At 67.1% G+C, this 25,658-nt stretch carries 23 protein-coding genes; 3 read left to right on the top strand and 20 right to left on the bottom strand.

Features of this window, described 5'->3' with window-relative positions; translation table 11 throughout:
• Positions 1–70 precede the first annotated feature (70 nt).
• Both alkB and M7H45_RS02615 read right to left on the bottom strand, forming a co-directional pair.
• Positions 71–697 (bottom strand): DNA oxidative demethylase AlkB, encoded by a 627-nt coding sequence (gene alkB / locus M7H45_RS02620; RefSeq protein ID WP_408832348.1) that lies wholly within the window; start codon positions 695–697, stop codon positions 71–73.
• A gap of 31 nt (positions 698–728) precedes the next feature.
• Positions 729–902: a twin transmembrane helix small protein gene (locus tag M7H45_RS02615; protein ID WP_298214419.1), complete on the bottom strand. Its 174-nt coding sequence runs from the start codon at positions 900–902 to the stop codon at positions 729–731.
• 99 nt (positions 903–1,001) lie between these two features.
• Here M7H45_RS02615 and M7H45_RS02610 point away from each other — a divergent pair, with 99 nt between their 5' ends.
• Positions 1,002–3,374 (top strand): mechanosensitive ion channel domain-containing protein, encoded by a 2,373-nt coding sequence (locus M7H45_RS02610; protein ID WP_298214417.1) that lies wholly within the window; start codon positions 1,002–1,004, stop codon positions 3,372–3,374.
• 47 nt (positions 3,375–3,421) lie between these two features.
• Here M7H45_RS02610 and M7H45_RS02605 read toward each other — a convergent pair whose 3' ends face one another.
• The gene (locus M7H45_RS02605; RefSeq protein ID WP_298214415.1) at positions 3,422–4,120 is read right to left on the bottom strand and encodes a methyltransferase domain-containing protein; all 699 of its coding nucleotides are present in this window, start codon (positions 4,118–4,120) and stop codon (positions 3,422–3,424) included.
• 47 nt (positions 4,121–4,167) lie between these two features.
• Here M7H45_RS02605 and gloB point away from each other — a divergent pair, with 47 nt between their 5' ends.
• A complete protein-coding gene (gloB, locus tag M7H45_RS02600; RefSeq protein ID WP_298214413.1) occupies positions 4,168–4,893 on the top strand; it encodes a hydroxyacylglutathione hydrolase in 726 nt (241 codons plus the stop codon).
• A 74-nt stretch (positions 4,894–4,967) separates the two neighbouring features.
• A complete protein-coding gene (locus tag M7H45_RS02595; protein WP_366145505.1) occupies positions 4,968–5,516 on the top strand; it encodes a DUF2147 domain-containing protein in 549 nt (182 codons plus the stop codon).
• Positions 5,517–5,525: 9 nt separating this feature from the next.
• On the opposite strand, the gene M7H45_RS02590 is transcribed toward M7H45_RS02595, so the two are convergent.
• From M7H45_RS02590 to argS, 17 genes are all read right to left on the bottom strand, one after another.
• On the bottom strand, positions 5,526–6,971 hold the full coding sequence (locus tag M7H45_RS02590) for an efflux transporter outer membrane subunit (RefSeq protein WP_298214411.1): 1,446 nt from the start codon (positions 6,969–6,971) through the stop codon (positions 5,526–5,528).
• The gene (locus M7H45_RS02585) at positions 6,968–10,267 is read right to left on the bottom strand and encodes an efflux RND transporter permease subunit (protein ID WP_298214409.1); all 3,300 of its coding nucleotides are present in this window, start codon (positions 10,265–10,267) and stop codon (positions 6,968–6,970) included. Before M7H45_RS02585 ends, M7H45_RS02590 begins: the two co-directional genes overlap by 4 nt.
• A complete protein-coding gene (locus M7H45_RS02580) occupies positions 10,264–13,347 on the bottom strand; it encodes an efflux RND transporter permease subunit (RefSeq protein WP_298214407.1) in 3,084 nt (1,027 codons plus the stop codon). The genes M7H45_RS02585 and M7H45_RS02580 overlap by 4 nt, the downstream gene beginning before the upstream one ends.
• Positions 13,344–14,504, bottom strand: coding sequence for an efflux RND transporter periplasmic adaptor subunit (locus M7H45_RS02575; protein ID WP_298214405.1), 1,161 nt, complete (start codon positions 14,502–14,504; stop codon positions 13,344–13,346). Before M7H45_RS02575 ends, M7H45_RS02580 begins: the two co-directional genes overlap by 4 nt.
• Positions 14,505–14,606: 102 nt before the next feature.
• Positions 14,607–15,176, bottom strand: coding sequence for a hypothetical protein (locus M7H45_RS02570; RefSeq protein WP_298214403.1), 570 nt, complete (start codon positions 15,174–15,176; stop codon positions 14,607–14,609).
• Positions 15,173–16,270, bottom strand: a complete 1,098-nt coding sequence (gene dapE / locus M7H45_RS02565; RefSeq protein WP_298214401.1) for a succinyl-diaminopimelate desuccinylase — start codon at positions 16,268–16,270, stop codon at positions 15,173–15,175. Before dapE ends, M7H45_RS02570 begins: the two co-directional genes overlap by 4 nt.
• Entirely contained in the window at positions 16,267–17,091 is an 825-nt protein-coding gene (gene dapD, locus M7H45_RS02560; protein ID WP_298214399.1) for a 2,3,4,5-tetrahydropyridine-2,6-dicarboxylate N-succinyltransferase, read from the bottom strand. Before dapD ends, dapE begins: the two co-directional genes overlap by 4 nt.
• Before the next feature lie 57 nt (positions 17,092–17,148).
• Positions 17,149–18,420 carry a serine--tRNA ligase gene (gene serS / locus M7H45_RS02555; protein ID WP_298214397.1) on the bottom strand — a complete coding sequence of 424 codons (1,272 nt, stop codon included), beginning with the start codon at positions 18,418–18,420 and terminating at the stop codon, positions 17,149–17,151.
• Positions 18,413–19,216, bottom strand: a complete 804-nt coding sequence (gene tatC, locus M7H45_RS02550) for a twin-arginine translocase subunit TatC (RefSeq protein WP_298214395.1) — start codon at positions 19,214–19,216, stop codon at positions 18,413–18,415. Before tatC ends, serS begins: the two co-directional genes overlap by 8 nt.
• A gap of 2 nt (positions 19,217–19,218) precedes the next feature.
• Positions 19,219–19,650, bottom strand: a complete 432-nt coding sequence (gene tatB, locus M7H45_RS02545) for a Sec-independent protein translocase protein TatB (protein ID WP_298214393.1) — start codon at positions 19,648–19,650, stop codon at positions 19,219–19,221.
• A gap of 23 nt (positions 19,651–19,673) precedes the next feature.
• Entirely contained in the window at positions 19,674–20,345 is a 672-nt protein-coding gene (locus tag M7H45_RS02540; RefSeq protein ID WP_298214391.1) for a gamma-glutamylcyclotransferase, read from the bottom strand.
• A complete protein-coding gene (scpB, locus tag M7H45_RS02535) occupies positions 20,342–20,893 on the bottom strand; it encodes an SMC-Scp complex subunit ScpB (protein ID WP_298214388.1) in 552 nt (183 codons plus the stop codon). The genes M7H45_RS02540 and scpB overlap by 4 nt, the downstream gene beginning before the upstream one ends.
• Positions 20,886–21,632, bottom strand: a complete 747-nt coding sequence (locus M7H45_RS02530) for a ScpA family protein (protein WP_298214387.1) — start codon at positions 21,630–21,632, stop codon at positions 20,886–20,888. Before M7H45_RS02530 ends, scpB begins: the two co-directional genes overlap by 8 nt.
• The gene (locus M7H45_RS02525; RefSeq protein WP_298214385.1) at positions 21,619–22,314 is read right to left on the bottom strand and encodes a site-2 protease family protein; all 696 of its coding nucleotides are present in this window, start codon (positions 22,312–22,314) and stop codon (positions 21,619–21,621) included. Before M7H45_RS02525 ends, M7H45_RS02530 begins: the two co-directional genes overlap by 14 nt.
• Position 22,315: 1 nt before the next feature.
• Positions 22,316–23,161: a beta-N-acetylhexosaminidase gene (nagZ, locus tag M7H45_RS02520; protein ID WP_298214384.1), complete on the bottom strand. Its 846-nt coding sequence runs from the start codon at positions 23,159–23,161 to the stop codon at positions 22,316–22,318.
• Positions 23,158–23,907 (bottom strand): SPOR domain-containing protein, encoded by a 750-nt coding sequence (locus tag M7H45_RS02515; RefSeq protein ID WP_298214382.1) that lies wholly within the window; start codon positions 23,905–23,907, stop codon positions 23,158–23,160. The genes nagZ and M7H45_RS02515 overlap by 4 nt, the downstream gene beginning before the upstream one ends.
• A 3-nt stretch (positions 23,908–23,910) precedes the next feature.
• Positions 23,911–25,650, bottom strand: coding sequence for an arginine--tRNA ligase (gene argS / locus M7H45_RS02510; protein ID WP_298214380.1), 1,740 nt, complete (start codon positions 25,648–25,650; stop codon positions 23,911–23,913).
• Between the last annotated feature and the right edge of the window lie 8 nt (positions 25,651–25,658).

Genomic DNA, 25,658 nt, shown 5'->3' with positions numbered 1-25,658 from the left:
AGGCGTCTCCCCTCGATTGCCGCGCCAGTGTAGACCGGTCCGTTGCGGGATTCCAACTGTTTCTTACCCGCTACAAAGCCCGCCTGAAGGTGAGGTTGAGCCGCGCGGCGCCGGTGCGCGGATGCGCGCCCGGCTTGAGCGGGGCGACCCCATGAAAGAATTTGCGCGCGGCGCCGCCCCATACCGCCACATCCCCGCTCCGCAGGGCGAGCCGGGCGGGGCGGTCCGCCCGGTTTGGCCCGCCCCAGAGAAACACGGCCGGCAAGCCGAGCGAGACCGAGACGATGGGAGCGGAGAAATCGCGCTCATCGAGATCCTGGTGGAGGGCCATGCCGGCTCCTGGCTCATAGCGGTTGATGAGCGCCATATCCGGCATGAATCCGGTGAAGCCCGCCGCCCGCGCCGCCCGCGTGGCCAGCCGCCTGAAGAGATCCGGCAGTTCCGGCCAAGGCTCGCCCGTCTGCGGATCCTCCCGCGCGTAGCGATACCCCCGGGCATCGCTCACCCAGCCCGCCGCGCCGCAATTGGTCATGGCGGCGCGCATCTCGCGCCCGCCCGGGGTTTTCATCCGCCGGAAGGGCGCGCGAGACGCGATGGCGAGCGCGGCCTCGACCAGGGCTTCCTCCTCGGCCAGGGCGAAGCCCGGCAGAACGCACAAGCCGGGTGGCGAGACGGGAAACAGATCACCGTTGATCACAGCGTCAGCTGGGAAAACGGAAAGGCGCGCGTCAAGTGACCATCAGTGCGACGACGAGCAATACCGCCACCGCCTGCAGCCCCACCCGCCAGCGCATCAGCCGGTTGGAGGTGCGAGGGTTGCGGCCCGGATTGGTGAGGCCGAGAACCCCGGCCATCATCACGCCAACCACGGCCAGCATGTCCACCGCCAACAGCAGTAACAAAACGCCTCTCATAAGAAATTCATATAATATCGCGGCCTGGATTTTGCCATGGCCTCGGCACAATTGACTTATAGCGCGTTTCTCTCTCAGGCTCCGGCCATGTCGCTTTCGTCCCGCTTTCTCCGCCTTGTCGTGTTGCTCACGGGGCTGGCCCTGGGAGCGCAGCCCAGCGCGGCTCAAACCGCGCCCGCGCCTTCCCAGGCCGCCCCCAACGCCCCCGCGCTCTCTCAGCACAACCCGCCGCCGGCCAAGAGCGCGCCCGCCATCATTCCCGGCTCGCCCCTGGCCGCGCTGACCGGCGCCGGGGCCAATGAGAACGATGCCAAGCAAACCCCCGCCCCGTTCGGCACCGATGAAATCGGCTTCGCCCTTGCCACCGTGCTGGGCAACGAGGCGGGACACACCTTCGCTCAGTTCACCGATGCGCTGAAACGCTCGACCCGGCTGACCCCTGTGCTGAGCTGGATGAAAAGCTTCACGACCCAGCCGCAGCGGCGGAACAATGCCGCCGCGATTTTCGCGGGGCTGGGCATCGCCTTCGTGCCGGGTGTTCTTCTCGATCTCTTCGTGCGGTTCCTGCTGCGCCAGCCCATGGGCTTTTGCGCCCGCACCGCCGTTCCCGGCACGCCCAGAGCCGAGACGGCCCAGGAAACGGAAGGGCTGGCCAGCGCCGAGAGAGGCGAAACCGAGAAACGCCGCTGGCGCTCCGCCTCGCTTGCCTCGGTTTCGCGGCGGCTGGGATTTGCCCTGCTGCGCTTTCTGCTGGCGCTGCTGCCCCTCGCCATGTTCGGCACGTTCGAGCAGCTTTGCCTGAATTCCGGGATGATCGGCACGCGCGCGGCGCATCTCGCCGTGGTCGGCCTCGCCAATGCCTATCTCACCGCACGGCTGGCCCAGGAGGTGCTGCTGTTGCTGCTTGCCCCCGGCGCGCCCAGCCTGCGGCTGGTGCCCATGAGCACGGCCCACGCCAAATGGACCATGCGCCATGCCCTGGTGGTGATCATCACCGTCTTCGCCGAATTTTCCCTGATTTCCGTGGCGGAGATCCTCGGGCTTTCCAAGGATGGGGCGGGCGCGGTCATCCGCCTCGCGGCGCTGATCGTCAACCTGGAGGTCGCCTTCATAATCTGGCAGAGCCGCCGGGTCGTCGGCCGCTGGATGGCGGGGCCGCCCGGTGCCGAGGGCAGCATGGCCGAGCTGCGCCGCCGCCTCGCCAAGGTCTGGCACGTCCTCGCCATATTCTATGTCCTTGCCGTCTGGGTGGCCTGGGCGGGCGGCGTGCGCAACGCTTTGGGGACCTTGCTGTGGGCGGTGCTGGTCGTCATTCTGGCTTTGATCATCGGCCGCGCCGCCTGGAAGGGCGGGGATATGCTCCTGGCCCGGCTGTTCCCGGATAGTGACAGCGCGGCCAAGCCCACCACCTCCACCTTCAAACGGCGCGTCCGCGCCTACAACCCGCTCATCCGGTTTCTGATCCGCGCGATTGTGGTCGCCCTGGTGGTGTTGCTGATGCTGCAAGGCTGGGGGCTCGACGCCTTCAACTGGCTGTTGAGCAACTCGGTGAGCTGGCTGCTGCTGAACGCGCTGTTCTCCATTCTCATCACCGTGGCCTGCGCCATCATTTTATGGGAATATTTCAATTACAGAATTGACCGCCGGATCGACAGGCTGAATGAGACCGGCCGCACCCGCCACGCGGCGCGGCTGCGCACCCTGGCGCCGATGCTGCGCGCCGCCCTGGGCACGGTCATCATCGTCGCCACCCTGATCATCTGCCTGTCCCGTATCGGCGTGAACACGACCGGGCTGCTGGCCGTCTCCTCCGTGGTTGGCATCGCGGTCGGGTTCGGCAGCCAGAAACTGGTGCAGGATCTCATTACCGGTCTGTTCCTGCTCTTCGAGGACGCGATGCAGGTGGGAGACGTCGTCACGCTGGGCGGCATGTCCGGCACGGTCGAGCGTCTCTCCATCCGCACCATCCGTCTGCGCGGCGGCGATGGCTCGATCAACATCATCCCGTTTTCCTCCGTCACCACCGTGACCAACCAGACCCGCGATTTCAGCTACGCGCAGATCTCGATCATGGTCCGCTATGAGGAGGATATCGACCGGGTGATGGCGGTGCTGATGGAAATTGGCAAGCAGATGCGCGCCGAACCGGCCTGGGGCACGATGATGCGGGATGATTTGCAGCTTTTCGGCCTGGATTCCTTCGATGAGCTGGGCCTGGTCTTCGCCGGACAGATCCGCACGGGGCCGGGCCAGCACTGGTCGGTGCGGCGGGAATTTTACGCCAGGGTGCAAAAGCGCTTCAAAGAGGAGGGTATCGAACTGCCCTATCGCCGCCAGAGCCTCCAGCTCGAACTGCCGGAAGAAGTGATCGAGCATCTCGGACCGGAGCTTCATGACGGGCAGGCGAAGCCGGACCAACCCGTCCAGGAAAAGCCGGGCGAAGCCAAGGATAAATCGTAACTCGGATTTCCGCGCGGCCGCCGTGCCGGCCCCCCGCGCGAGGGATATCAAATACGATCCTCGGCCAGCACCCTCCGGCTGGGTGCCCGCCGCCCCGCCGGAATCATTCCGTGCAGGGCCTTCGCCGCCTCGATGATCACCAGCCCGGCGAATCGCGGCGCCAGGGAGGGGCCGCACCGCTCCGCCATCCTCGCGAGAAAGGCGGGTGCGGCGATGGGGGGCGCGTAGAGCGCCGCGTCCCGCCCTTCCAGACGGAAGAAAAGCCCGGTGAGCAATCGGCTGAGCTGACCATCGGAGTAAGGTTGCCCATGGCCGAAGGGCGTGCTCTCCGCATAGGCCCATAACCCCCTGCGGTTGGGCGCAACCACGATCAGCCGCCCGTCATCCTTCAATACCCGCCAGATTTCTCGCAACATCCGCCGGGCGTTTTCAGCCTGCTCCAGCCCATGCACGAGCAAAATCCGGTCGAAGCATAAATCCGGGAAGGGCAGCGCCTCCGTCTCGGCCAGGCAGGCAAGGCGCGGGCCGCTCGCTGGCCAGGGGGCCGGGCCCATCTCGGCGGGTGACAGGCTGACGCAGCGCGCCTGGCGCCGCCAGGCCTCCAGATAAGGACCGGCATGGCCGATGCCGAGCAGGGAGAGGCCCGCCATCGCCGGCCAAAGCCGGTCCAGGCTCTGCTGGAGCACGCCCGCCGTGCGCCGGCCGAGCGGCGTCTCATAAAATGCCGCCACATCTCGCGCATCCATTGTCATAATCCCTATATAGCTGCTTGGAACAGAGAGGAGCGAGAGCCATGACCGTGACGGCGCAAGCCATCCCCATGCTATCGGACAATTATGCCTGGCTTTTAACCGAATCCGTAACCGGCAAGACCGGGATCGTCGACCCGGCCGAGGCGGCCCCCGTGATCGCCGCGCTGGACCGGCTGGGCCGCAAGCTCGACTCCATCTTTCTGACCCATCATCACGACGACCATGTCGCAGGGACCGCGGAGCTGGTCGAAAAATATCACGCTACCGTCGTCGGCAACGGCGCGGATGCGCACCGGCTGCCCCCGCTGGATGTCTCCGTGCATGAGGGGTCGCTGGTGGAGTTCGGCGCCGCCCGGCTGCGCGTGATCGAAACACCCGGCCATACACTCGGCCATATTTCCTATTACATCGCCGATGGCGGGATTTTATTGCCGGGCGACACGCTGTTCAGCCTGGGTTGCGGGCGGCTGTTCGAGGGCACGCCGGGCCAGATGTTCAAGTCCCTCGCCAAATATCACGACCTGCCCGACGAAACCCTGGTTTGCGCCGCGCATGAATATACCGCCGCCAACGCCAAATTCGCTCTCAGCGTCGATCCGGAGAACGAGGCCCTGCAAGCAAGGGCGGAAGAGGTGGCGGCGCTGCGGCAACGCAATCTGCCCACCCTGCCAGTAACCCTGGGGGAGGAGCGCGCCACCAATCCGTTCATCCGCGCCGCAACGGAGGAGGAGTTCGCCCGCCTGCGCGCGGCGAAGGATCGGTTCTGATCCGCCGCCGTGTATTTGCGTCTTTTCTGCAACAGCTTGGGGAAATAGAAACGTTGTTACATAATAACTCTACCATGTTTCGGAGTGAGCTGGCTAAAAGCGGATCGACGCAATGGCCCATTGAGAGGCTCCGTCTGGGAGATCGGATTTCGTTCCGGTTGGGGGCTTGGGTCGGCATGATGCTGGCGAGCTTTGTCTTCGTAAGTCAACCGGCGCGGGCCGCGGCCTTTTCGCCAGGGTATTGGGTCTCGGCCCAGCATCAGATCGTGTTGCAAATAACCCCCTGCGGGGGCGATCTATGCGGCTTCATCATGGGGATCGCGCTGGATCACCCGCAGGACCCCATGCCCAAAACCTGGAAGGGCGACAGCCAATGCGGGTTTCTGATGTTTCGCGCCTCCCCCACCGACCCGGATGGCCAAGGCAATCCCCAATGGAAGGGCGTGCTGCAGGACCCGCGTGATGGCAAGGTGTATCGCCTGATCATAAAATTCGACGCTCAGGGCAATTTGTACCTGCATGGCTATGTCGGCCTGCCAATGCTGGGCGAGACGCAACTCTGGCCCCGGTTCACCGGCCAGGTTCTGCCCGGTTGCCGCGTGCCCGCGCTGGATGGCTCGTAACGCAAGGCCCTATGGCGCGAAGGGCGGCTTGGCCTGGATTTGCTGGGCGGAGGGCAGATCGCTCTCCTCGAAGCCGCCGCCCAGATCCTCATAGAGCGCGACGCTGGCGAGCAGCCGGCTCTGCTGGATGGAGAGCGCCGTCTGCTGGTCGCTCAACAGGGTGATCTGAGCGGTGACGACCGTCGTGTAATCCTGCGTGCCCGCCTCGTACTCATTGAGCGCGATTTGCGCGGCGCGCGCCGCGTCCGCCACCGCGCGGTCCTGCACCTGGGCCTGGAGCGCGTATGTTTGGAGGTTGGACAGGTCGTTTTCCACATTTTGAAAGGCGCTCAGCACCGTCTGCCGGTAGGTCTCCACGCTCTCCAGATAAGAGGCGCGGGCCGCCGCCACCGCCTGGCCGCGCGCGCCGCCGGTGAACACATCCTCCGTCGCGCTGGTGCCCAGGGACCATAGCGCGTTGGTGGTGCTGAACAGATCGGTGATGGGGTTGGCCGAGAACCCGCCCAGCGCGGAGAGGGACAGATCAGGATAATAGGCGGCGACCGCCACGCCGATCAGCGCGTTTTGCGCCGCCATCTGCCGCTCGGCCGCGGCGATATCCGGCCGGCGCTGCAACAGCGTGCTCGGCACTTGCGGCGGCGCCACCGGCACGCGGGCGATTTGCGGCCCGGCGGGGATGGATAATTCGGCGGGGGCGTGGCCGGTGAGCACGGCGATGGCATGCTCGTATTGCGCCCGGACCGCGCCCTGGGCGATCAGGCTGGATCGCGCGCCTTCCAGCTGCGTCTCGGCGGTCAGCACATCGGATTGCGAGACCGTGCCCGCCGCGTATTTGTTTTGGGTGATGCGCAGGCTGGTCTGGTAGGCGGCCACGGTCTGGCCCAGTAGGGCGATATTGGCATCCGCGAGGCGGAGATCCACGTAATCCATGGCCAGCTCCGCCTGGGCGGAAAGCGTGGCATTGGCGAGTTCCGCGGCGCTGATCTGGGCGCTGGCGACATCGCTTTGCACCTGGCGGCGGATCTTGCCCCAGAGGTCGAGGGTCCAGGCGGCCTGGCCCTCGAAGCTGCCCGAGGTGGTGGGGCCGACATGGATGCCGTTGCTGCTATAGGAGGCGCTGCCCGTGCCCTGGCGGGTGGCGCTGCCGGTGAGGCCGAAGCTGGGGAACAGCCCGGCCCGCGCCTCCTGCGCCAGCGCCACCGCCTGCTGATAGGCGTAATAATCCGCCGCCAGCGTCGCGTTGTTCACCGCCACCAACGCTTCCAGCCGGTTGAGCACCGGGTCCTGGAAATTCTCCCACCATGCCCCCTTGGGAGCGGCATCGGCGGGATCCGCCTTTACCCAGCCTGGCGCGGTTTTGTAGGCGGCGGGAACGGCAAGGCCGGGGCGATGATAATCCGGCCCCGCCATGCAGCCGGAAAGCCCCACACAAAGGGCGAGAAGAATGCGCTTCATGGGGCCTCCGCGATGCTGCCCGCGCGCGGGGCGGCGGTGTCGCGCCCGCCCCGCAAGGCGGTGCCCAGCCGTTCGAGCCAGAGGTAGAGCACCGGGGTGGTGTACAGGGTGAGGGCCTGGCTCACCAGCAGCCCGCCGATGATGGTGAGGCCCAGAGGCTGGCGCAGGCTGCCCCCCTGCCCCATGCCGATCGCGAGCGGCACCGCGCCGAGGATCGCGGCGCAGGTGGTCATGAGAATCGGGCGGAAGCGGAGAATGGCGGCGCGGAAAATCGCCTCCTGCGGGGCCAGCCCCTCGCCGCGCTGGAGGGCGAGGGCGAAATCGATCATCAGGATCGCGTTTTTCTTGACGATGCCGATGAGAAGGATGAGGCCGATCAGCGCGATGATGGTGAGCGGCGTGTTGAGAACGAGCAGAAACAGAGTGGCGCCCAGCCCCGCCGAGGGGATCGTGGAGAGAATGGTCAAGGGGTGGATCGTGCTCTCATAAAGAATGCCGAGCACAATATAGACCACCGCCAACGCGGCGAGAATGAGCAGCGGCCCGGCATGGGAGGAGGATTGAAACGCCGCCGCCGTGCCCGCGAAACCGCCTTTGATGGACAGCGGCATGTCGAGATCACGCATGGTTTTCTCGATCGCCGCCGCCCCGGTGCCGAGCGCCACGCCGGGCGGCAGGGAGAAGGATATGGTCGCCGCGATCTGGCCGCCCTGATGGTTGAGGGTGATCGGCATGGTGCCCGGCGCGATGCTGGCGAAGGCGGAAAGCGGCACCATCGTCTCCTGATTGGTGCTGACGGCGGCCCCCGAGGAGCTGGCGCGGCTGCCGGTGATGGCGTTGATCGCGGCATTGGTGGCGCTGTCCTGGGCGATCGTCGCGGTCATCTGGGCGGGGTTGGCGGGGCCATTGCTCACCGAGCCGGCGGCGAGCTGGCTGGCGCTGGCGCCGCTGGCCGCCCCGCCCACGGTGGAGACATAGAGGCGGGCGAGATCGGCTGGGGTCTGCCGGTAGCGGGGCGCGAATTCCATCACGACTTTGTATTGGTTGAGAAGGTTATAGATTGTGGAGACCGTGCGCTGGCCGAACGCGTCGTAGAGCGTGGCGTCGATCTGCTGGGGGGTGAGGCCGAAGCGCGCGGCCTGGGCGCGGTCGATTTTTATATCCGTCTCCAGCCCGCCATTCTCCAAATCGGAGTTGAGGTCGGTCAGGGTTTTATCCCGCTTCAGCGCCGCCAGGAGTTTGGGCACCCATTGCTGCAAATCCTCCAGACTGTCGCTGGTGAGGGTGTATTGATACTCGGCGTTGCCCTGCCTCCCGCCCACCCGCAAATCCTGCCCCGGCACGAGAAAGGTTTGCGCCCCGGCGATACGCCGAAGCGGCGCGCGCAGCCGCGCCACCACCCGCGCCGCCGAGACATGGCGCTGGCTGAGCGGCTTTAGCGTGACGAACAGAAAGGCGGAGTTGGTCGAGCGCCCGCCGGTGAAGCCGGAGACCGATGCCACCGCCGGGTCATGCTGGATCACCGCCTCCGCCGCCGCCATCCGCGCCTTCATCGCCGCGAAGGAGGTGGATTGGTCGGCCTGCATGGTGCCGATCAAGAGGCCCGTATCCTGCTCGGGAAAAAACCCCTTCGGCACCACGGCGAACAGCAGGATGTTCAACAGGATGGTCAGCACGAACCCGGCCCCCACCAGCCGGGCATGGCGCAACGCCCAGCGCAGCGAGCTTTCATAGGCGGCGCGCCCGGTCTCGAAACCGGCGGCGAACCAGCCCTCCAGCCGGGCGAGCCTGGAGCGGCGCGGCGCCGTCACCTCCCCCGCCGGGCGCAGCAAGAGGGCGCAGAGCATCGGCGTGGTGGTGAGCGAGACGAGAAGCGAGATGAGGATGGTGATGGTGAGCGTCAGCGCGAATTCATGAAACACCAGGCCGAGAAGCCCCGGCATGAGCAGGATGGGCGCGAACACGGCGATGAGCGAGAGGCTCATGGAGATCACGGTGAAGGACATCTCCGCCCCGCCGCGCAGGGCGGCGTCGAGCGGGTCCATGCCATCCTCCAGATGGCGCATGATGTTTTCGGTCATCACCACCGCGTCATCCACCACGAAGCCGGTGGCGACGGTCAGCGCCATCAGCGAAAGGTTGTCGATGGAAAACCCCAGCAGATACATGGGGCCGAAGCTGCCAATGATGGAAACCGGCACGGCGAGGCCGGGGATCAGCGTCGCCCGCGGCGCGCGCAGAAAGACGAACACCACCCCCACCACCAGCAGCACGGCGATGACGAGGCTTTTCTCGGTATCGTCCACCGCCGCGCGGATGGATTGGCTGCGATCCATGGCGAGACTGACCTGCACGGCGGGCGGCAGCGCGGCGCGCAAGGCGGGCAGCAGCGCCTTGATGGCATCAACCGTGCGGATGATATTCGCCTCCGGCGTGGCGTGGATGATCACCAGCACCGCCGCCCTGCCGTTGTAAAGCCCGGCATTCAAGGTGTTCTCGACCGAATCCTCCACCCGCGCGACATCCGAGAGCCGCACCCCCTGGCCGTTGCGGTAGGCGATGATGAGGCCGCGATATTGGGCCGCGCGCGTTGCCTGGTCGTTGGTGTAAAGCTGGTAGCGCGTCGCCCCCGTGTCGAAATAGCCTTTCGGAGAATTGGCGTTGGCCGCCGCCAGGGCGGCCCGCACATCCTCAAGGCCGATCCCGTATTTGGCGAGGGGGCCGGGCTGCAATTCCACCCGCACGGCGGGCAGGGCGGAGCCGCCCAGCTCCACCTCGCCCACCCCAGTCACTTGGCTGAATTGCTGCTCCAGTACCGTATTGGCGGAATCATAGAGCTGGGCCGGGGTCATGCTGTCCGAGGTCAGGGCCAGGACCATGATCGGCATGTCCGCCGGATTGAACTCGTGATAGGTGGGGTTGGCGCGCAGGCTGACCGGCAGATCCGCGCGCGCCGCCTGGATGCCCGCCTCCACGTCCCGCGCCGCGCCGTCTATGCTGCGGTCCAGCCCGAATTGCAGCACGATGCGGGTGACGCCCAGGCCGGATTGCGAGGTCATCTCGCTGAGATCGGCAATGGCGCCGAGATGGCGCTCCAGCGGCCCGGCCACGGTGGCGGCCATGGTCTCCGGGCTGGCCCCCGCCATCTGGGCCATGACCTGAATGGTGGGAAAGGCGATCGCCGGCAGGGGAGCCACGGGCATGCGGGTGAAGGCCAGCAGGCCGGACAGCGCGATGCCGATGGTGAGCAGAATGGTGGCGACGGGCCGCCGGATGAAAATCCCGCACAGGTTCACGCCGGCCGCCTCCGCAACCGCGCGGCCAGCGCCTCGAAGGCGAGATAGATCACCGGGGTGGTGAACAGGGTGAGAACCTGGCTGACCAGCAGGCCGCCGACAATGGCGATGCCGAGCGGCGCGCGCAGCTCCGTGCCCATGCCCCCGCCGAAGATCAGCGGCAGCCCGGCCAGCATGGCCGCCAGTGTCGTCATCATGATCGGCCGGAAGCGCAGCAGTGCCGCCTCGCGGATGGCGGCGCGGGCGGGGCGGCCCTCCTCGCGCTGCGCCTGCAAGGCGAAATCGATCATCATGATCGCGTTTTTCTTGACGATGCCGATCAGCAGCACGATGCCAATGATGCCGATGACGCCCAGCCCATCCCCGGCCAGCCAGAGAAAGAATAGCGCGCCGATGCCAGCCGATGGCAGGGTGGAGAGGATCGTCACCGGGTGGACGAAGCTCTCATAGAGCACGCCAAGAACGATATAGACGGCGATGATCGCCGCCAGCAGCAGGAAGGCCTCGTTGCCCAGCGAGGATTGAAACTGCGCCGCCGCGCCTTGAAAGGAAGTCTGCATCGCCGAAGGCAGGCGCGCGGTTTTTTCCGCCCGCTCTATGGCGGCGACCGCCTGGCCCAGCGTGGCGCCGGCGCCGAGGTTGAAGGAGACGGTGGCGGCGGGAAACTGGCCCAGATGCTGGATGACCAGCGGCGCCTTGCGCACCGTGAAGGTGGCGATGGCGGAAAGCGGCACTTGCCCGCCCGTGGCGGCGGAAGACGGCAGATAGATATGACCGAGCGAGGCGACCGAGCTCATCCGCTCGGGTGAAACCCCCATGATGACGCGGTATTGATTGCTTTGGGTGAAAATGGTGGAGATGATGCGCTGGCCGAAGGCGTCGTACAGGGCGTTATCCACCGTGGCGGCGGTGATGCCGAAACGCGCGGCATTGGCGCGGTTGATCTCGATGTAAACCGATTCGCCCGCCGCCTGCAGGCTGCTCGCCACATCCGCCAGCTGCGGCAGGGCGCGCAGCCGCTCCAGCAGGTTGGGCATATAGGTCGCGAAATCGGAGAAAACCGGGTCTTCCAGCACGAACTGGTATTGGGTGGGGGAGACGATGGTATCCAGCGTCAGGCTCTGCACCGGCTGGAGATAGAGCGAGACGCCGGGAACCGCCGCCGCCCTGCGGTTGAGGCGGGGAATCAGCGCCGCCGCGCTTAAGCGGCGCTCGGGTTTCGGTTTGAGGTTGATGAGAAAGCGGCCCTGATTCAGCGTGGTGTTGATGCCGTCCACGCCGATATAGGAGGTAAGGCTCGCCACGTCGGGGTCTTGCAGGATCGCATCGGCCAGCTGTTGCTGATGCAGCGCCATGGCGGCGTAGGAACTGCTCTCCGCGCCCTGGCTGATCCCCTGGATCACTCCGGTATCCTGAACCGGAAAAAATCCTTTCGGGATAAAAACATACATCACGACGGTGAGGATGAGCGTGGCGACGGCCAGGCCGAGGATGAGCGGCTGGCGGCCCAGCACCCAATCCAGCCCGCGCCCATAGGCTTGCGTCAGCCGGGCGAAGCGCGTCTCCGCCCAGCGGGCGAGCGGTCCTGGGCGTTCCTCCGCCTGGGGGCGCAGGATGCGAGCGCTCAGCATCGGCACCAGGGTGAGGGAGACGATGGCGGAGATGACGATCGTCACCGCCAGGGTGACGGCGAATTCCGAGAAGAGCCGGCCCACCACGTCACCCATGAACAAGAGCGGGATCAGCACGGCGATGAGCGAGACGGTGAGCGAGATGATGGTGAATCCCATCTGGCCCGCCCCCTTCAGCGCCGCCTGCAACGGCGCCTCGCCCATTTCCAGATAGCGGGCGATGTTCTCGATCATCACGATCGAATCATCCACCACGAACCCGGTGGCGACGATCAGCGCCATCAGCGAGAGATTATCCAGCGAGTAGCCGCAGAGATACATGAAGGCGAGCGTGCCGATGAGCGAGACCGGCACGGAGACGCTGGGAATGATCGTCGCGCGCGCGCTGCCGAGAAACAGGTAGATGACGGCCACGACGAGAAAAATGCTGATGAACAGCTCATATTTCGCCTCCCGCACCGAGGCGCGGATGGAAAGCGTGTCGTCGCTCATCACCGAGATCTGCAACGCCGCCGGCAGACCGGCGGTGAGGCCCGGCATGGCGCGTTTGATGGCGTCCACCGTCTTGATGACATTGGCGTTGGGCTGGCGCTGGATGTTGAGGATGATGGCGGGCACGCGGTTGGCCCAGGCCCCAAGCTCGGCGTTCTCTGGCGCCGCGATGATCTGCGCCACGTCCTTCAGGAATACCGGCGTGCCGTTCTTGTAGGCGATGACCAGGGTTTCGTATTCGGCGGGATCGCTGATCTGGCCGTTATCGTTGATGGTGTAGCTTTGCGCCGGGCCGGAAAAACTGCCCTTGGGCGCGTTGACGTTGAGGTTGGCGATGTCCGTGCGGATATTGTCGATGGAGATGCCATAGGCGGCGAGCGCCTGCGGGTTGACGTTGACCCGCACCGCCGGGCGGTTGCCGCCGGACACCGAGACCAGCCCGACGCCGGGGATTTCAGAAAGTTTGGAGGCCAGGCGGGAATCGGCGATGCGCTCGATATCGGTGAGGGCGAGCGTCTTGGAGGTGATGGCGAGCGTCATCACCGGCGCGTCCGCCGGGTTGACCTTGTTGTAGATGGGCGGGGCGGGCAGATCCGAGGGCAGGAGATTGCCAGCGGCGTTGATCGCGGCCTGCACCTCCTGCTCCGCCACATCCAGGCTGAGCGAGAGCGCGAATTGCAAGGTGATGACCGAGGCCCCCGCCGAACTCTGGCTCGACATCTGGTTGAGGCCCTGCATCTCGCCCAGCTGGCGTTCGAGCGGCGCGGTGACGGCGGTCGCCATCACATCCGGCGAGGCGCCAGGGTAGAAGGTCTGAACCTGAATGGTGGGATAGTTGACATCCGGCAGCGCCGAGACGGGCAGGAATTGCAGCGCCACCAGCCCGGCCAGCATGAAGGCGATCATCAGCAGCGAGGTCGCCACCGGCCGCAGAATGAAGACGCGGGAGGGATTCACTGCGCGCGGCCACCGCCCTGCCCGCCAGACCCGGCCACCGCGACGCGGCTGCCATCCGCCAGCCGGTCCACGCCATCCACCACCACCGTGGCGCCGGGTTGCACCCCCTTGATGATGACGGTGTTGACGCCATCGGTGGGCCCGGTCTCAACCGGTTGCATCTTCACGCTATGGTCGGGCTGGACGAGATAGACATAGGCGCCGGGCGCGCCCTCCTGCACCGCCGGGCTCGGCACCAGCGTGGCGTTCTGGAGCGTTTTCACAAGCAGATGCACGTTGACGAACTGGTTGGGGAACAGCCGGCCATCCGTATTGGGAAAATCGGCGCGCAGCTTCACCATGCCGGTCGAGCTGTTCACTTGGTTATCCACCGCGGTCAGCGTGCCATCCTCCAGCTTGGTGGTGTCGGCGCTGTCATAGGCGGCGGCTTCCAGCGTGGCGCCGCTCTCGATCTGTTCCAGAACCATCGCCAGATCCTGCTGCGCGACGGAGAAGATCACCGTTGTCGGGCTGATGGTCGTCACCACCGCGAGGCCGGTCGAGCTGCCGGAGGTGACGTAATTGCCGAGATCCACCAGCCGCAGCCCCACCCGCCCCGCCACCGGCGAGGTGATATGGCAATAGACGAGATCGAGCTTGGCGCTGTCGATGTTCGCTTGATCCGCCTTGACCGCCGCCGCGTTCTGGGCGGCGAGAAAGCGCTGGTCGGAGACGGTCTGGGCGGAGATGCTGTCCTGCGCCGCCAGTTTTTCATAGCGGGCGAGGTCGGAGCGCGCCTGGGCGAGGCTCGCCTCGTCCTTGGCCAAGGCCGCCTGATATTGCTCAAGCTGGATCTCGTAGGGTCGCGGATCGATCTGAACCAGGAACTGGCCCTTTTGCACCAATTGGCCCTCGGTAAAGCCGATCCCGGTGATATAACCGCTGATCTGCGGCAGCACCGTCACCGTGGCGAGGGGCGTCACCGTGCCGAGCTCGTCGAGCGTCACCCGCATCGGGCCGCTTTTTGCCTCGGCGACGCCCACCGCCACCGGCGCCGGACCGCCGGCCCGCTCTTTCCGCCCGGCATGACGCCACCAGATGAAAGCCGCCAGCAGGACGATGAGAAAAACGGCGACCCAGCGCCTGCGGCGTTTCTTTCCCGAGCCAGTCTCCGCCACGTTCTTACTCCTCCAACGCGTCGCCCGGCTGCCTTATAGCGCCGGGATCACGGCCTGTCCCGAAGCCTCCCGGGCGCGGCGGGTAACAAATCGTAGCCCGCTTCAGGGCAGGGTGCTGAGGGAGGGATGGTGCAGGCCGGGCAGCCCCGCCGCCCAGGGCAGCGCCGCGAGCGCCAGCGTGACGGCCAGACTCGCCAGCAGCATCAGCGCCGCCTGGCCGCCGCCCAAGCCCAGCCCGGCCTTGAAGATGAACCAGCGGTTCCAGAGCAGATACAGCCCGGCCAGAGCCAGCACCGCCAATTGCGCATCCAGCATGCCCAGGCCAAGCTGGACGAGAAAGGCGCCGAGAAAGGCCGCCACCAGAATCGCGGGCAGTACCAGCCAGAAACACCAGTTGAGCGCGGTGGCCGTGCGCAGCCAGCCCGCCTGCCGTCCGAAGAGCCGGGCGAATTCATACACGATCACCGGCAGGGCGAGCACGGCGCAAAGCCGGGAGAGCAGGCCGATGATCGCCATTTTCCAATCCCCCGCCATGGCGGTGATGATCGCCCCCGCCAGCGGAAAGGCGATGAGCGGGGCGAGGGAGGCGGAAAACGCCTCCAGCGTGCCGGAGAACTCCTCGATTCCCTTGGCATCTCCTCGCGCCAGCCGGGCGATGCCGCGCAGAATCATGCGCAAAAATCCCGGATGAGCGCCTCATAAACACGGGTAAGCTCCTCCAGCTCGGCGAGCGGCACCGCCTCGTCCACCTTATGCATCGTCACCCCCACCAGGCCGAATTCCGCCACCGGACAGTAGCGCGCGATGAACCGGGCATCGGACGTGCCGCCGCCGGTGTCGAGGTCCGGCTCCAGCCCCGTCACCTCGCGGATGGCCCGCGCCAGCGCCCCCAATTCATCGCCCGGGCTGGTGAGAAAGGCCTCGCCTGAGATCTTGACCGAGAGCGAGGCGTCCGGGGCGTGGCGGGCCAGCACCTCCTTCAGCCAGGCGGTCAGCGAGGCGCCGCTATGCAGATCGTTGAAGCGGATGTTGAGCCGGGCCACCGCCTCGGCGGGGATGACATTGGCCGCCTTGTTGCCGACATCCACCGAGGTGATCTGCACGGAGGACGGCTCGAAGAATTCCGACCCCTCATCGAGCCGGCGCGCGGTGAGTTCGCCCAGCACGGCGATGAGCCGGTGGATGGGATTTTGCGCCAGCTGCGGATAGGCGGTGTGCCCCTGACGGCCCGGCATGAGGATGACGGCGTTGAGGCTGCCGCGCCGGCCGATCTTCACCACATCGCCCAGCCGGGCCTTGCAGGTCGGCTCGCCCACCACGCAGAAGGCGGGGAGCTTGCCCTCGCCGCGCAGCCAGTCCAGCACGCGGGCGGTGCCGTCCACCGCCTCGCCCTCCTCGTCGCCGGTGATGAGCAGCGAGACATGGCCAGGCGCGCGCGCCACGGCGGCGGTAAAGGCGGCGATCGCGCCTTTCATATCCACCGCGCCCCGGCCATAGAGCCGTCCATCCGCCTCCTCGGCGGCGAAGGGCGGATGCGACCACCCCTCCCCCGGAGGCACCACATCCGTGTGCCCGGCGAAGCAGAGATGCCGCCCCGGACCCGGGCGCTCGGCGAAGAGGTTGTCGATGTCGCCGAAGCGCAGCCGGGTGACCGTGAAGCCCAGCCCAGCCAGCGCCTCGGCCAGCACATCCTGCGCCCCGGCATCCGCCGGCGTCACGGAAGGGCAGCGCAGCAGGCCGCGCAGCAGCGGGGCGGCGGAGATCACGCCCGCAACAATTCGTTGATCGAGGTCTTGGCCCGCGTCTGCGCGTCCACGCGCTTGACGATGACGGCGCAAGCCAGGCTGGGCGATGCCGCCGTCTTGCCTGGCAGCGTGCCCGGCACCACCACGGCATAGGGCGGCACCTGACCATAAAACACCTCGCCGGTGGCGCGGTCGACGATGCGGGTGGACGCGCCGAGAAACACCCCCATGGACAGCACCGCCCCCCGCCCGACGATCACGCCCTCCGCCACCTCGGAGCGCGCGCCGATGAAGCAGTCATCCTCGATGATGACCGGATTGGCCTGCAACGGCTCCAGCACGCCGCCAATGCCCACCCCGCCCGAGATATGGCAATTCGCGCCGATTTGCGCGCAGGAGCCGATGGTCGCCCAGGTATCCACCATCGTGTTGGCCCCGACATGGGCGCCGACATTGACGAAGCTCGGCATCAGCACCACCCCCGGCGCGATGAAGGCGGAGCGGCGCACCACCGCCCCCGGTACGGCGCGGATGCCGGATTCGGCGAAGCGGTCATCCCCCCAGCCCGCGAATTTCATCGCCACCTTGTCGAAGACCGGGGCGCCGCCCGGCCCCTCCAGCATGCGGTTGGGATAAAGCCGGAAGGAGAGCAGCACCGCCTTCTTCAGCCATTGGTGCACCTCCCAGCCTTGCGGACCAGGGGCGGCGACCCGCGCCTGGCCCGAATCCAGCAATTCCAGCGCCGCCTCCACCGCCGCGCGGGCAGGCCCGGCGCTAACGGGGCTGAGACTGGCGCGGCCTTCCCAGGCGGTCTCGATGGCGGCTTGCAAATCAGCGGTCATGCGGCTTTCCCAAATCATGCGGGCGGACCATGCGAAGGCAGCGCCCGCCCTGTCAAATCATGCGGCGGTGATGCGTTCCAGCCCGCCCATATACGGGCGCAGCGCCTCCGGAACGGCGATAGAGCCGTCCTCGTTCTGGTAATTCTCCATCACCGCGATCAAAGCGCGGCCCACCGCCACGCCGGAGCCGTTGAGCGTGTGGACGTAATCCGGCTTCTGTTCCGGGAGACGGTAGCGGGCGTTCATCCGCCGCGCCTGGAAGGCGAGCGTGTTGGAGCAGGAGGAAATCTCCCGGTAGCTCCCCTGCCCCGGCATCCAGACTTCGAGATCATAGGTCTTGGCGGCGGCAAACCCCGTATCCCCGGCGCAGAGCAGCATCCGCCGGTAGGGCAGGCCGAGGCGTTCCAGCACGGTCTCGGCGGCGCGGGTCATGCGCTCATGCTCCTCCCAGCTTTGCTCCGGCGCGGTGATGGAGACCAGCTCGACCTTGGTGAACTGGTGCTGGCGCAGCATGCCGCGCACATCCCGCCCGGCCGCGCCCGCCTCGGCCCGGAAGCAGGGGGTGAGCGCGGTGAGACGCAAGGGCAGGCGCGCGGCGGGGAGAATGTCCCCGGCGGCGAGATTGGTGAGCGAGACCTCGGCGGTGGGGATGAGCCAGCGGTCATCCTTGGTGACGAAGAGATCATCGATGAATTTCGGTAACTGGCCGGTGCCGAACATGGCGGCCTCGTTGACCAGCAACGGCACCGCCGTCTCGGCGTAGCCATGCTCGCCGGTATGGAGGTCGAGCATGAACTGGCCGAGCGCGCGCTCCAGCCGGGCCAGCCCGCCCCGCAACACGGTGAAGCGCGCCCCCGCGATCTTGGCGGCGGCGGCGAAATCCATCAGGCCGAGCGCCTCGCCCAGCTCGAAATGGGGCTTGGGCGAAAAACCGAACTCACGCGGCGCGCCCCAGTTTTTGACGAGCTGGTTGGCGGTTTCATCCTCGCCCGCCGGCACGGAGTCATCGAGACGATTGGGGATTTTCGCCAGAGCGTCGCGCAGCATGGCGTCCAGCCGCGCCGCCTCCGCCTCCTGCGCCTCGATTTCCACGCGCAGCCGCGCGCCCTCTGTCTCGAGCGCGGCGCTGTCCTGGCGGCCGCGCTTGGCCTCGCCTATCTTCTTCGCCAGCGCGTTGCGCCGCGTCTGCAATTCCTGCTGGCGGGCGATGGCGGCGCGGCGCTGTTCGTCCAGTTCCAGCAATTCCCGCGAGAGCGGCAAGATGCCCCGGCGCGCCAGCGCCGCGTCGAACCCGGCCGGGTCCTCGCGTATCATTCTGATGTCATGCATGTCCGGGCTCTTGATCCGCTTCGGTTGGGTTCTCCGCCTCCGGCCGGGGCTCGACCATCCGCACGAGGAACAGGGAAATCTCAAACAGGAAAATCAGCAGCCCCGCCATGATGCACTGGCTGGGCACGTCCGGGGGCGCCATCACCGCCGCCAGCACGAAACAGCCGACATAAGCATAACGCCGGTATTTTTTCAGCGCCGCGTAAGAGACGATGCCGACCTTGCCGAGCAGGGTGAGCAGCACCGGCAGCTCGAAGCTGAGCCCGAAGGCGAAGATCAGCTTCATCACGATGTTCAGATAATCCGCCACCTTCGGCAGCAGCGAGATTTCCACCCCGCCATTCTGCTGAAAGGAGAGGAAGAACTTCCAGGCCACCGGGAAAAAGACGTAATAGGCGAGCGCCCCGCCCGCGAAGAACAAGATGGGCGTGGCGATGAGAAAGGGCAGCAAGGCCCGCTTTTCCCGCTTATAGAGCCCGGGCGCGACGAACAGCCAGATTTGCGACGCCACGATGGGAAAGGAAAAGAAAGCCGCCGCGAACACCGAGACCTTCACATAGGTGAAGAACGCCTCGTAGAGCGCCGTGTAGATCAGTTCCGGCTTCTCTCCCCGCGCCTCGAGCGCGTGCGCCAGCGGCGCCGCGAGAAAATCGTAAATCCGGGGGGCGAAGTGATAGCAGACGACGAAACAGGCCAAAAACGCCACGGCAGACCAGATGAGCCGCATCCGCAGCTCCGCCAGATGGTCGAGCAGCGGCATTTCCTTGTCGTTGATCTCGTCCTCAGTCTCGGCCATGCCTAGAAACCCCAACGCCTCGTGCCGGGCGGGATCATGGCGGGCACCGGCGGTTTGCGCGCCGCCTCGGGCGGGATGATGGCGGGCGCGTCGGGCGGCGCCTCCTCCACCGGGGCAGGCGGCGTGTAGGGGGTGGCGAGAGAGTCGGTCACGCTTTTCGCCGTGGCGCGCAACCCGCCATCCGGGTCGAGCGCCGTCTCGGCGGCGGCGCGGAAATCGAAGCGGCGGAGCTTGTCGATCTCGGTCTTGACGTCGGAGAGATTGGCCTCGCGCATCATCTCATCGACATGGCTCTGAAATTCCGCCGCCATGCCCCGCGCCTTCTTGATGAGACCGGTGACGGTGCGGATGGCGACAGGCAGATCCTTCGGCCCGATGGCGATCAGCGCCACCGCCATGATCAGCCCGATCTCTCCCCAGGATAATCCAAACATCGCGCCGGCTTGCTAGCAGCCCCTCACGCGGATGGCAAAAACGCGGCAATGCGGCTAAGCGCCGAATCCCGCACGCCCATCGCCCGCAGCGAGGCCATGGTGTTCTCGAAATATTCCCGGCAGGTGCCGAGATCGCCGCAGCCGGAGGTGATCAGCGCCGCCGTTTCCCTCGGGGATAATTCCTTCACGTAACGGGGATGGTCGCGGTTGATGACGAAGGTGACCGCGCGGAGCCGCCGGCCCCCGGCCTCTATCCAGACCCAGCGGGCATGATAGGCGCTGCCATACATCTCCCGCTGCCAGAGCAGCCATAATTCCTCCCGCGCCTTCGCCGCCGCGATGCGGAAGGCCAGGCCCCGGCAGGCGCCGCCATGGTCGAGCGCCAGCATGAGCCCCGGCCGTTCCGGCGTGCCGCGCCCCATGAGCATTTTCAGGCAGAAACGCCGGTGCCAGCCCCGCAACAGGGCCGGACGGGTTTCCTCATATTCGAAGGCGGGGTTCCACATCAGCGAGCCGTAGCCGAACACCCAGAGATCCTCGCCCGGCGGGTGGGAGGCCAGAATCGCCTCGAAGGTCGCGACAAGCTCGTCATCGCTGCGCCAGCGCATATCCGGATGCACCTTGGCGTATTCACGCTGGCGGGCGCGCAGCGTGCCGTCCATCAAGGTCTCGCGCGTGATTTGCACCGGCTTCATGGCGCCCCGCCCTCACCCGCGCCCGGCCCGGCGGGGTCGAGCAGCAAATCCTCCCGCCGGGGCAGTTCCTTAAGATGGTTCAAGCCGAAATGGGCGAGAAATGCCGGGGTCGTGCCCCATAAAGTCGGGCGCCCCGGCGTCTCCTTGCGGCCCTGGGGCGTGATCAGCCCGTTTTCCAGCAGCAGGTCGAGCGTGGTCTGGGCGAGAGCGGCGCCCCGTATCTCCTCGATCTCGGCGCGGGTCACCGGCTGGTGATAGGCGATGATGGCAAGGCCCTCCAGCGCCGCGCGCGGCAGGCGGCGGGGCAGCTCCACCACCTTGCGCAGGCTGGGGGCGAGGTCCGGCGCGGTGCGGAATTGCCAGCCTCCCCCCGCCTGGACGAGATTGACCCCGCGCCCGGCATAAGCCCTCGCCAGCGCCGCCATCACCGCCTCCGCCTCCGCATCCTCCGGCAGGAGATTGGCCAGCATGCGCGCCGTCACCGGCTGGGCGGCGGCGAAGACCACCGCCTCCGCCAGGCGCATCGCCGGGGTGAAATCCTCACTCATTCAACCCCGCTTCCCGTTTGCGCATCAAAATCGGCCCGAATTTGTCATCCTGGCGTAAATCTAAGCGCCCGTCACGCGCCATTTCCAGCCCCGCGAGCAGCGTGGCTGATATGGCGGCGCGGCGGGGAAGGCCATCCTCCAGCCCGCCGGGGAGAAACTGCTCCAAACTCGCCCAATCCGGCAGCGAACCGAGCAGCATTCCCAGCCGCTCCAGCGCGGTCTGTACCGTGAACAACATCATTGGCCTGGGCCGGTAGCGCTGGCGGGCACCCGCCCGCCGCCGCGCCGCGAGATAGGCGGCGAGCAGGCCGGGCAGGTCGAGCTTCAGCCGGGAGCGGTCGGTCTCGGTCATCTCCTCCGGCTGGCCGCGGGCGAAAACCTCCTGCCCCAGCTGCGGCCGCGCCCCCAGCCAGGCCGCCGCTTGGCGCAGGGCCTGCAAATCCAGAAGCCGGGCTTGCAGAATGTCCGCGGCCGCCTCCGCCTCCTCCACGGGGCCAAGCTGCGGCACCAGCAGGCGGGATTTCAGCCAGGTCAGCCAGGCCGCCATCACCAGCCAATCCGCCGCCAGCTCCAGCCGCACCCGCCGCGCCCCCTCGATGACGCCGAGAAACTGCTCGACCAGCTGAAGGATGGAAATCCTGGCGAGATCCACCTTCTGGGCGCGGGCGAGATCCAGCAGCAGGTCGAGCGGCCCCTCGAACCCTTCCAGCTTGAGCACCAGGGCGTCAGCGGCTTCCAATGGGCGTTCCCGTGAGGGTCAGCACCGCCTGCTCCGCGACGGGCAGCACCACCCGGATCAGATCGCCGAACGGATCGAACCTGATCCCGAATTGCGCCAGCGCCAGCGGCAGCACGAAGAGCGCCAGCAGCACCAGCGCGATGCCGAGCCGCTCCGCTTGCGCCAGCAGCGAGGCGAGCGGCAGCGGCAGCAAACCCACCGCGATGCGGCCGCCATCCATCGGCGGCAAAGGAATCAGATTAAACAATCCAAGCAATAAGTTAATATCGATGAAATAGATCAGCGCCTCCGCCGCCACGGGCGACGCCATGGCCGCGCGCAAGGCATAGCCGCCGGCCAAAGCGAGGAGAAAATTGACGGCCGGCCCCGCCAGGGCGACGAGCGCCATCAGCCGGCGCGGGTTGCGGTATGCGCCGATATGCAAGGCGAACGGATCCACCGGCACCGGCTTGGCCCAGCCGAACAGAAACGCCACCCGGCCGAGGGTGAGCCATTGTCCCACCGCCAGGAATAACGGCAGGATGATGCTTCCCATTTGATCGATATGCCGCAGCGGGTTGAGGGTGAGCCGCCCGGCGCGGCGGGCCGTCTCGTCGCCCAGCCAATGGGCGACGACGCCATGCCCCAGCTCGTGCAGGATGATGGCCGCGCCCAGCGCGGCGATGACGAGGAGGATTTCCACGCTACAGCGCCTCCAGCACGGCCCGGTTGCCCGCGAAATCGCCAGGGCAATAGAGCGCCACGTCACAGCCCGCCGCCAGGGCGCGCCGGGCGCGCTCGGCCGGGGTGCCGCTGAGCGCCCCCATGGCAAGATCGTCAGAAACCAGAACCCCGCGGAACCCGATGCGGTCCCGGATAAGATTTTGAATGATAATTTTCGAGCAAGTCGCTGGATTTATTGAATCGTATTGCTCATAAACCACATGCGCCGTCATCGCCCAAGGCAGATCGCGGTTGGCGATGAAGGGCAGAAGGTCGTCCCCGGTCAGCTCCGGCACGCGCGGCAGCGCCAGATGCGAATCCACGAGCGCCCGGCCATGGCCGGGCAGGTGCTTCATCACCGGCAAGACGCCCTCGGCGAGAATGCCGCGCGCGATCTCCCCGCCCAGCCGCGCCACGGTGGCGGCGTCGCCGGTAATCGCGCGGTCGCCGATCACGCCGGATGCGCCGGGCACCCGCAGATCCAGCACCGGGGCGGCGGTACAGCTGAACCCCGCCGCCTTCACCAGCACGCCGAGGGCGCGGCCATGGGCATAGGCCGCCGCCGCTGTGCGCAGCGTGCCGGCGGCGGGCAAGGCGGGCCAATGCGGCGGTTTGAGCCGCGCCACCCGCCCGCCCTCCTGGTCCACCATCAACACCGCGCCAGGGGGGAGGATGGATCGTAAATCTGTTGTAAGATCAGACAACTGATTCGGGTCTATGATATTCCGCGCGAACAAAATCACCCCGCGCGGGGCATGGTCACGAAACAGGGCGCGCTCCTCCTCCGTCAGCGCCGGGCCGGAGATGCCAAGAATCGCGGGCTTCAAAACGCGGCCACGGCGCAGGCCGCGCCCTGGGCGGTGATCTGGGCGCAAAACGCCTTGGCCGCCGCCGCCGAGGCAAAGCCGCCGAGCCGCAGCCGCCATACGCTCTGGCCGTTGACGATGGCCGGGATGATTTCCGGCTGGCGCCCCTGGAGCAAGGAGGGGAATTTTCCTTGCAACTGGGTCCAGACGGCGAGCGCGCCCGCCTCGCTATTGGTGGCGGCGAGCTGCACGGCGGTCAGCCCCTCCGCCTGGGCGGCGCTGGCGGCGGTGGAGCCGGGACGCGGTGTTTGCGAGGCCGCCGGCGTGACGCTGCCCGGCGTATCGCCCGCGGCTTGCTTGGCCTGGGCGGTTTGCGGCGCGGGAGGGCTGGGCTGCCCAGGAGCGGGCTGGACAGGCTGGTTCAGCCCCGCCGCCTGGTCCAGCGCCGCGAGGTCGGGCGCCTGCCCCGCCGGGGCGAGATGCGGGACGGCGTCCCCCTTTTCCCCGGACATGATGGGGATATCCGCCCCCGGCACCACCAGCCCACCCGGCTCGGCCGGAACCACGCGCAGCGGCGTGGCGGGCGGGGTGATGACCGGCGGCGGACCAAACGTATAAGGGTGGATGCCGCTCCACAGCCAGGCGATGACGATGACGAGCGCCGAAACCCCGCCCGCCGCCATCGCCATGCGCTGGATCGCCGGGTCCAGCCGCTGGCCGCGGGCCCGGTGCGGACGGTACAGGAAATCGTCATCATCCTCGGGCAAGACCTACCTCATCTCTTCGGCCGGGGTGACGCCGAGCACGGCAAGGCCGGAGCGAAGCACGATGGCCGTCGCCGCCACAAGCCCGACGCGCGCCGCCGTGCCCTCCGGGTCATCCTCGCGCAGGAAGCGCAGCGCCGCGTTGTCCCGCCCAGCATTCCACAGCGCGTGGAAATCGGCGGCGAGATCGTGGAGGAAAAACGCCACGCGGTTCGGCTCGCGCGCCTCGGCCGCCTGCTCGACCAGGCGCGGCCATAAGATGAGGCGGCGGATCAGCGCCATCTCTTCCGGCGCGCGGAGCCGCGAGACATCGGCCCCGTCCGAGGGGGCGGGGCCGGCCCGCAGCACCGAGCGGCAGCGGGCATGGGCGTATTGAACGTAAAAAACCGGATTCTCGCGGGTCTGCGCCACGGCGGCGGCAAGGTCGAATTCCATCTGCGCGTCCGCCTTGCGCATCAGCATTAAAAACCGCACGGCATCGGGGCCGACCTCGTCGATCAGATCCCGCAGCTCGACGAAGGTGCCAGCCCGCTTGGACATCCGCACCGGCTCGCCATTCTTCAGCACCTTGACGATCTGGCAGAGCAGAATGTCCAGCCGCGCCCCTTCATTGCCCGCCAATGCCCGCACCGCGGCCTGCATGCGCCGCACATAACCGCCATGGTCGGCGCCCCAGACATCGATCATGTCGAGAAAGCCGCGCGCCACCTTGTCGGCGTGATAGGCGATGTCATTGGCGAAATAGGTGTAGGAGCCGTCTGATTTGGCGATGGGGCGGTCCACGTCATCCCCGAAGGCGGTGGCGCGGAACAATTCCTGTTCGCGCGGCTCCCAATCCTCCGGCGTTTTGCCCTTGGGCGGCTCCAATATGCCGCGATAGATCAACCCCTGCGCCCGCAGCCGCTCCAGCCCGCGCTCCACGCCGCCGCTCTCCACCAAGGCCCGCTCGGAGGAAAACACGTCGTGGCGCACGCCCAGCGCGGCGAGGTCCTCGCGAATCATGTCCATCATCCGGGCCACGGCGAACTCGCGGAACAAGGCCAGCCAGGCGGATTCGGGCCGTTCGGCGTATTCATCGCCATATTGCTCCGCCAAGGCCGCGCCGATGGGGATGAGATAGGCGCCGCCATACTGCATGCCGCCGGGCACGGTCTCGATATAGGCCTGGGCAGAGAGGCCGAGCGCCTCGAGATAGCGGACATAGACGGAGCGGGCGAGGGCATCCACCTGCGCGCCGGCATCGTTGACGTAATATTCCTTGGTGACGTCCCAGCCCGCCTTGCGCAGAAGATTGGCGAGCGCGTCCCCCACCACCGCCCCGCGGCAATGGCCGACATGGAGGGGGCCGGTTGGGTTGGCGGAGACGTATTCCACATTCACCCGCCGCGGCCTGGGCTTGCCCTGGCCGTAAGCTTCACCCCGGGCGAGAATGAGAGGGAGCTGCGCGCGCAGCAGGTCTGGCGCCAGGGTGAGGTTGACGAAACCCGGCCCCGCCGGCTCGGCCCGGAGACAGCCTGGCGCGGCGCCCAGCCGCGCCGCCAGCGCCGCCGCCAGTTCGCGCGGGTTTTTGCCGGAGGGCTTGGCGGCGATCATCGCCGCGTTGGTCGCCATATCCCCATGGACCGGGTCCTTGGTCGGCGTCACCTCCACCCGCGCGAGCACCTCCGGCGCCAGGCCGGGGGCCAGAATGGCCAGGGCGGCGAGAACCTCGCCCCGCAGGGCGGCGAACAGATTTTCCTCTTGCATGCTCTCTC

Source organism: Acidocella sp., from assembly GCF_027352905.1.
Taxonomy (GTDB): Bacteria; Pseudomonadota; Alphaproteobacteria; order Acetobacterales; family Acetobacteraceae; genus Acidocella.
This window is presented reverse-complemented; position numbering and strand designations above follow the sequence as displayed.

Excerpts from the sequence above, each read along its gene's own strand:
- M7H45_RS02610 (WP_298214417.1), top strand. The coding sequence starts at position 1,002 with ATGTCGCTTTCGTCCCGCTTTCTCCGCCTTGTCGTGTTGCTCACGGGG.
- M7H45_RS02605 (WP_298214415.1), bottom strand. The coding sequence starts at position 4,120 with ATGGATGCGCGAGATGTGGCGGCATTTTATGAGACGCCGCTCGGCCGG.
- gloB (WP_298214413.1), top strand. The coding sequence starts at position 4,168 with ATGACCGTGACGGCGCAAGCCATCCCCATGCTATCGGACAATTATGCC.
- M7H45_RS02595 (WP_366145505.1), top strand. The coding sequence starts at position 4,968 with ATGTTTCGGAGTGAGCTGGCTAAAAGCGGATCGACGCAATGGCCCATT.
- M7H45_RS02590 (WP_298214411.1), bottom strand. The coding sequence starts at position 6,971 with ATGAAGCGCATTCTTCTCGCCCTTTGTGTGGGGCTTTCCGGCTGCATG.
- M7H45_RS02570 (WP_298214403.1), bottom strand. The coding sequence starts at position 15,176 with ATGATTCTGCGCGGCATCGCCCGGCTGGCGCGAGGAGATGCCAAGGGA.
- dapD (WP_298214399.1), bottom strand. The coding sequence starts at position 17,091 with ATGACCGCTGATTTGCAAGCCGCCATCGAGACCGCCTGGGAAGGCCGC.
- serS (WP_298214397.1), bottom strand. The coding sequence starts at position 18,420 with ATGCATGACATCAGAATGATACGCGAGGACCCGGCCGGGTTCGACGCG.
- tatC (WP_298214395.1), bottom strand. The coding sequence starts at position 19,216 with ATGGCCGAGACTGAGGACGAGATCAACGACAAGGAAATGCCGCTGCTC.
- tatB (WP_298214393.1), bottom strand. The coding sequence starts at position 19,650 with ATGTTTGGATTATCCTGGGGAGAGATCGGGCTGATCATGGCGGTGGCG.
- M7H45_RS02540 (WP_298214391.1), bottom strand. The coding sequence starts at position 20,345 with ATGAAGCCGGTGCAAATCACGCGCGAGACCTTGATGGACGGCACGCTG.
- scpB (WP_298214388.1), bottom strand. The coding sequence starts at position 20,893 with ATGAGTGAGGATTTCACCCCGGCGATGCGCCTGGCGGAGGCGGTGGTC.
- argS (WP_298214380.1), bottom strand. The coding sequence starts at position 25,650 with ATGCAAGAGGAAAATCTGTTCGCCGCCCTGCGGGGCGAGGTTCTCGCC.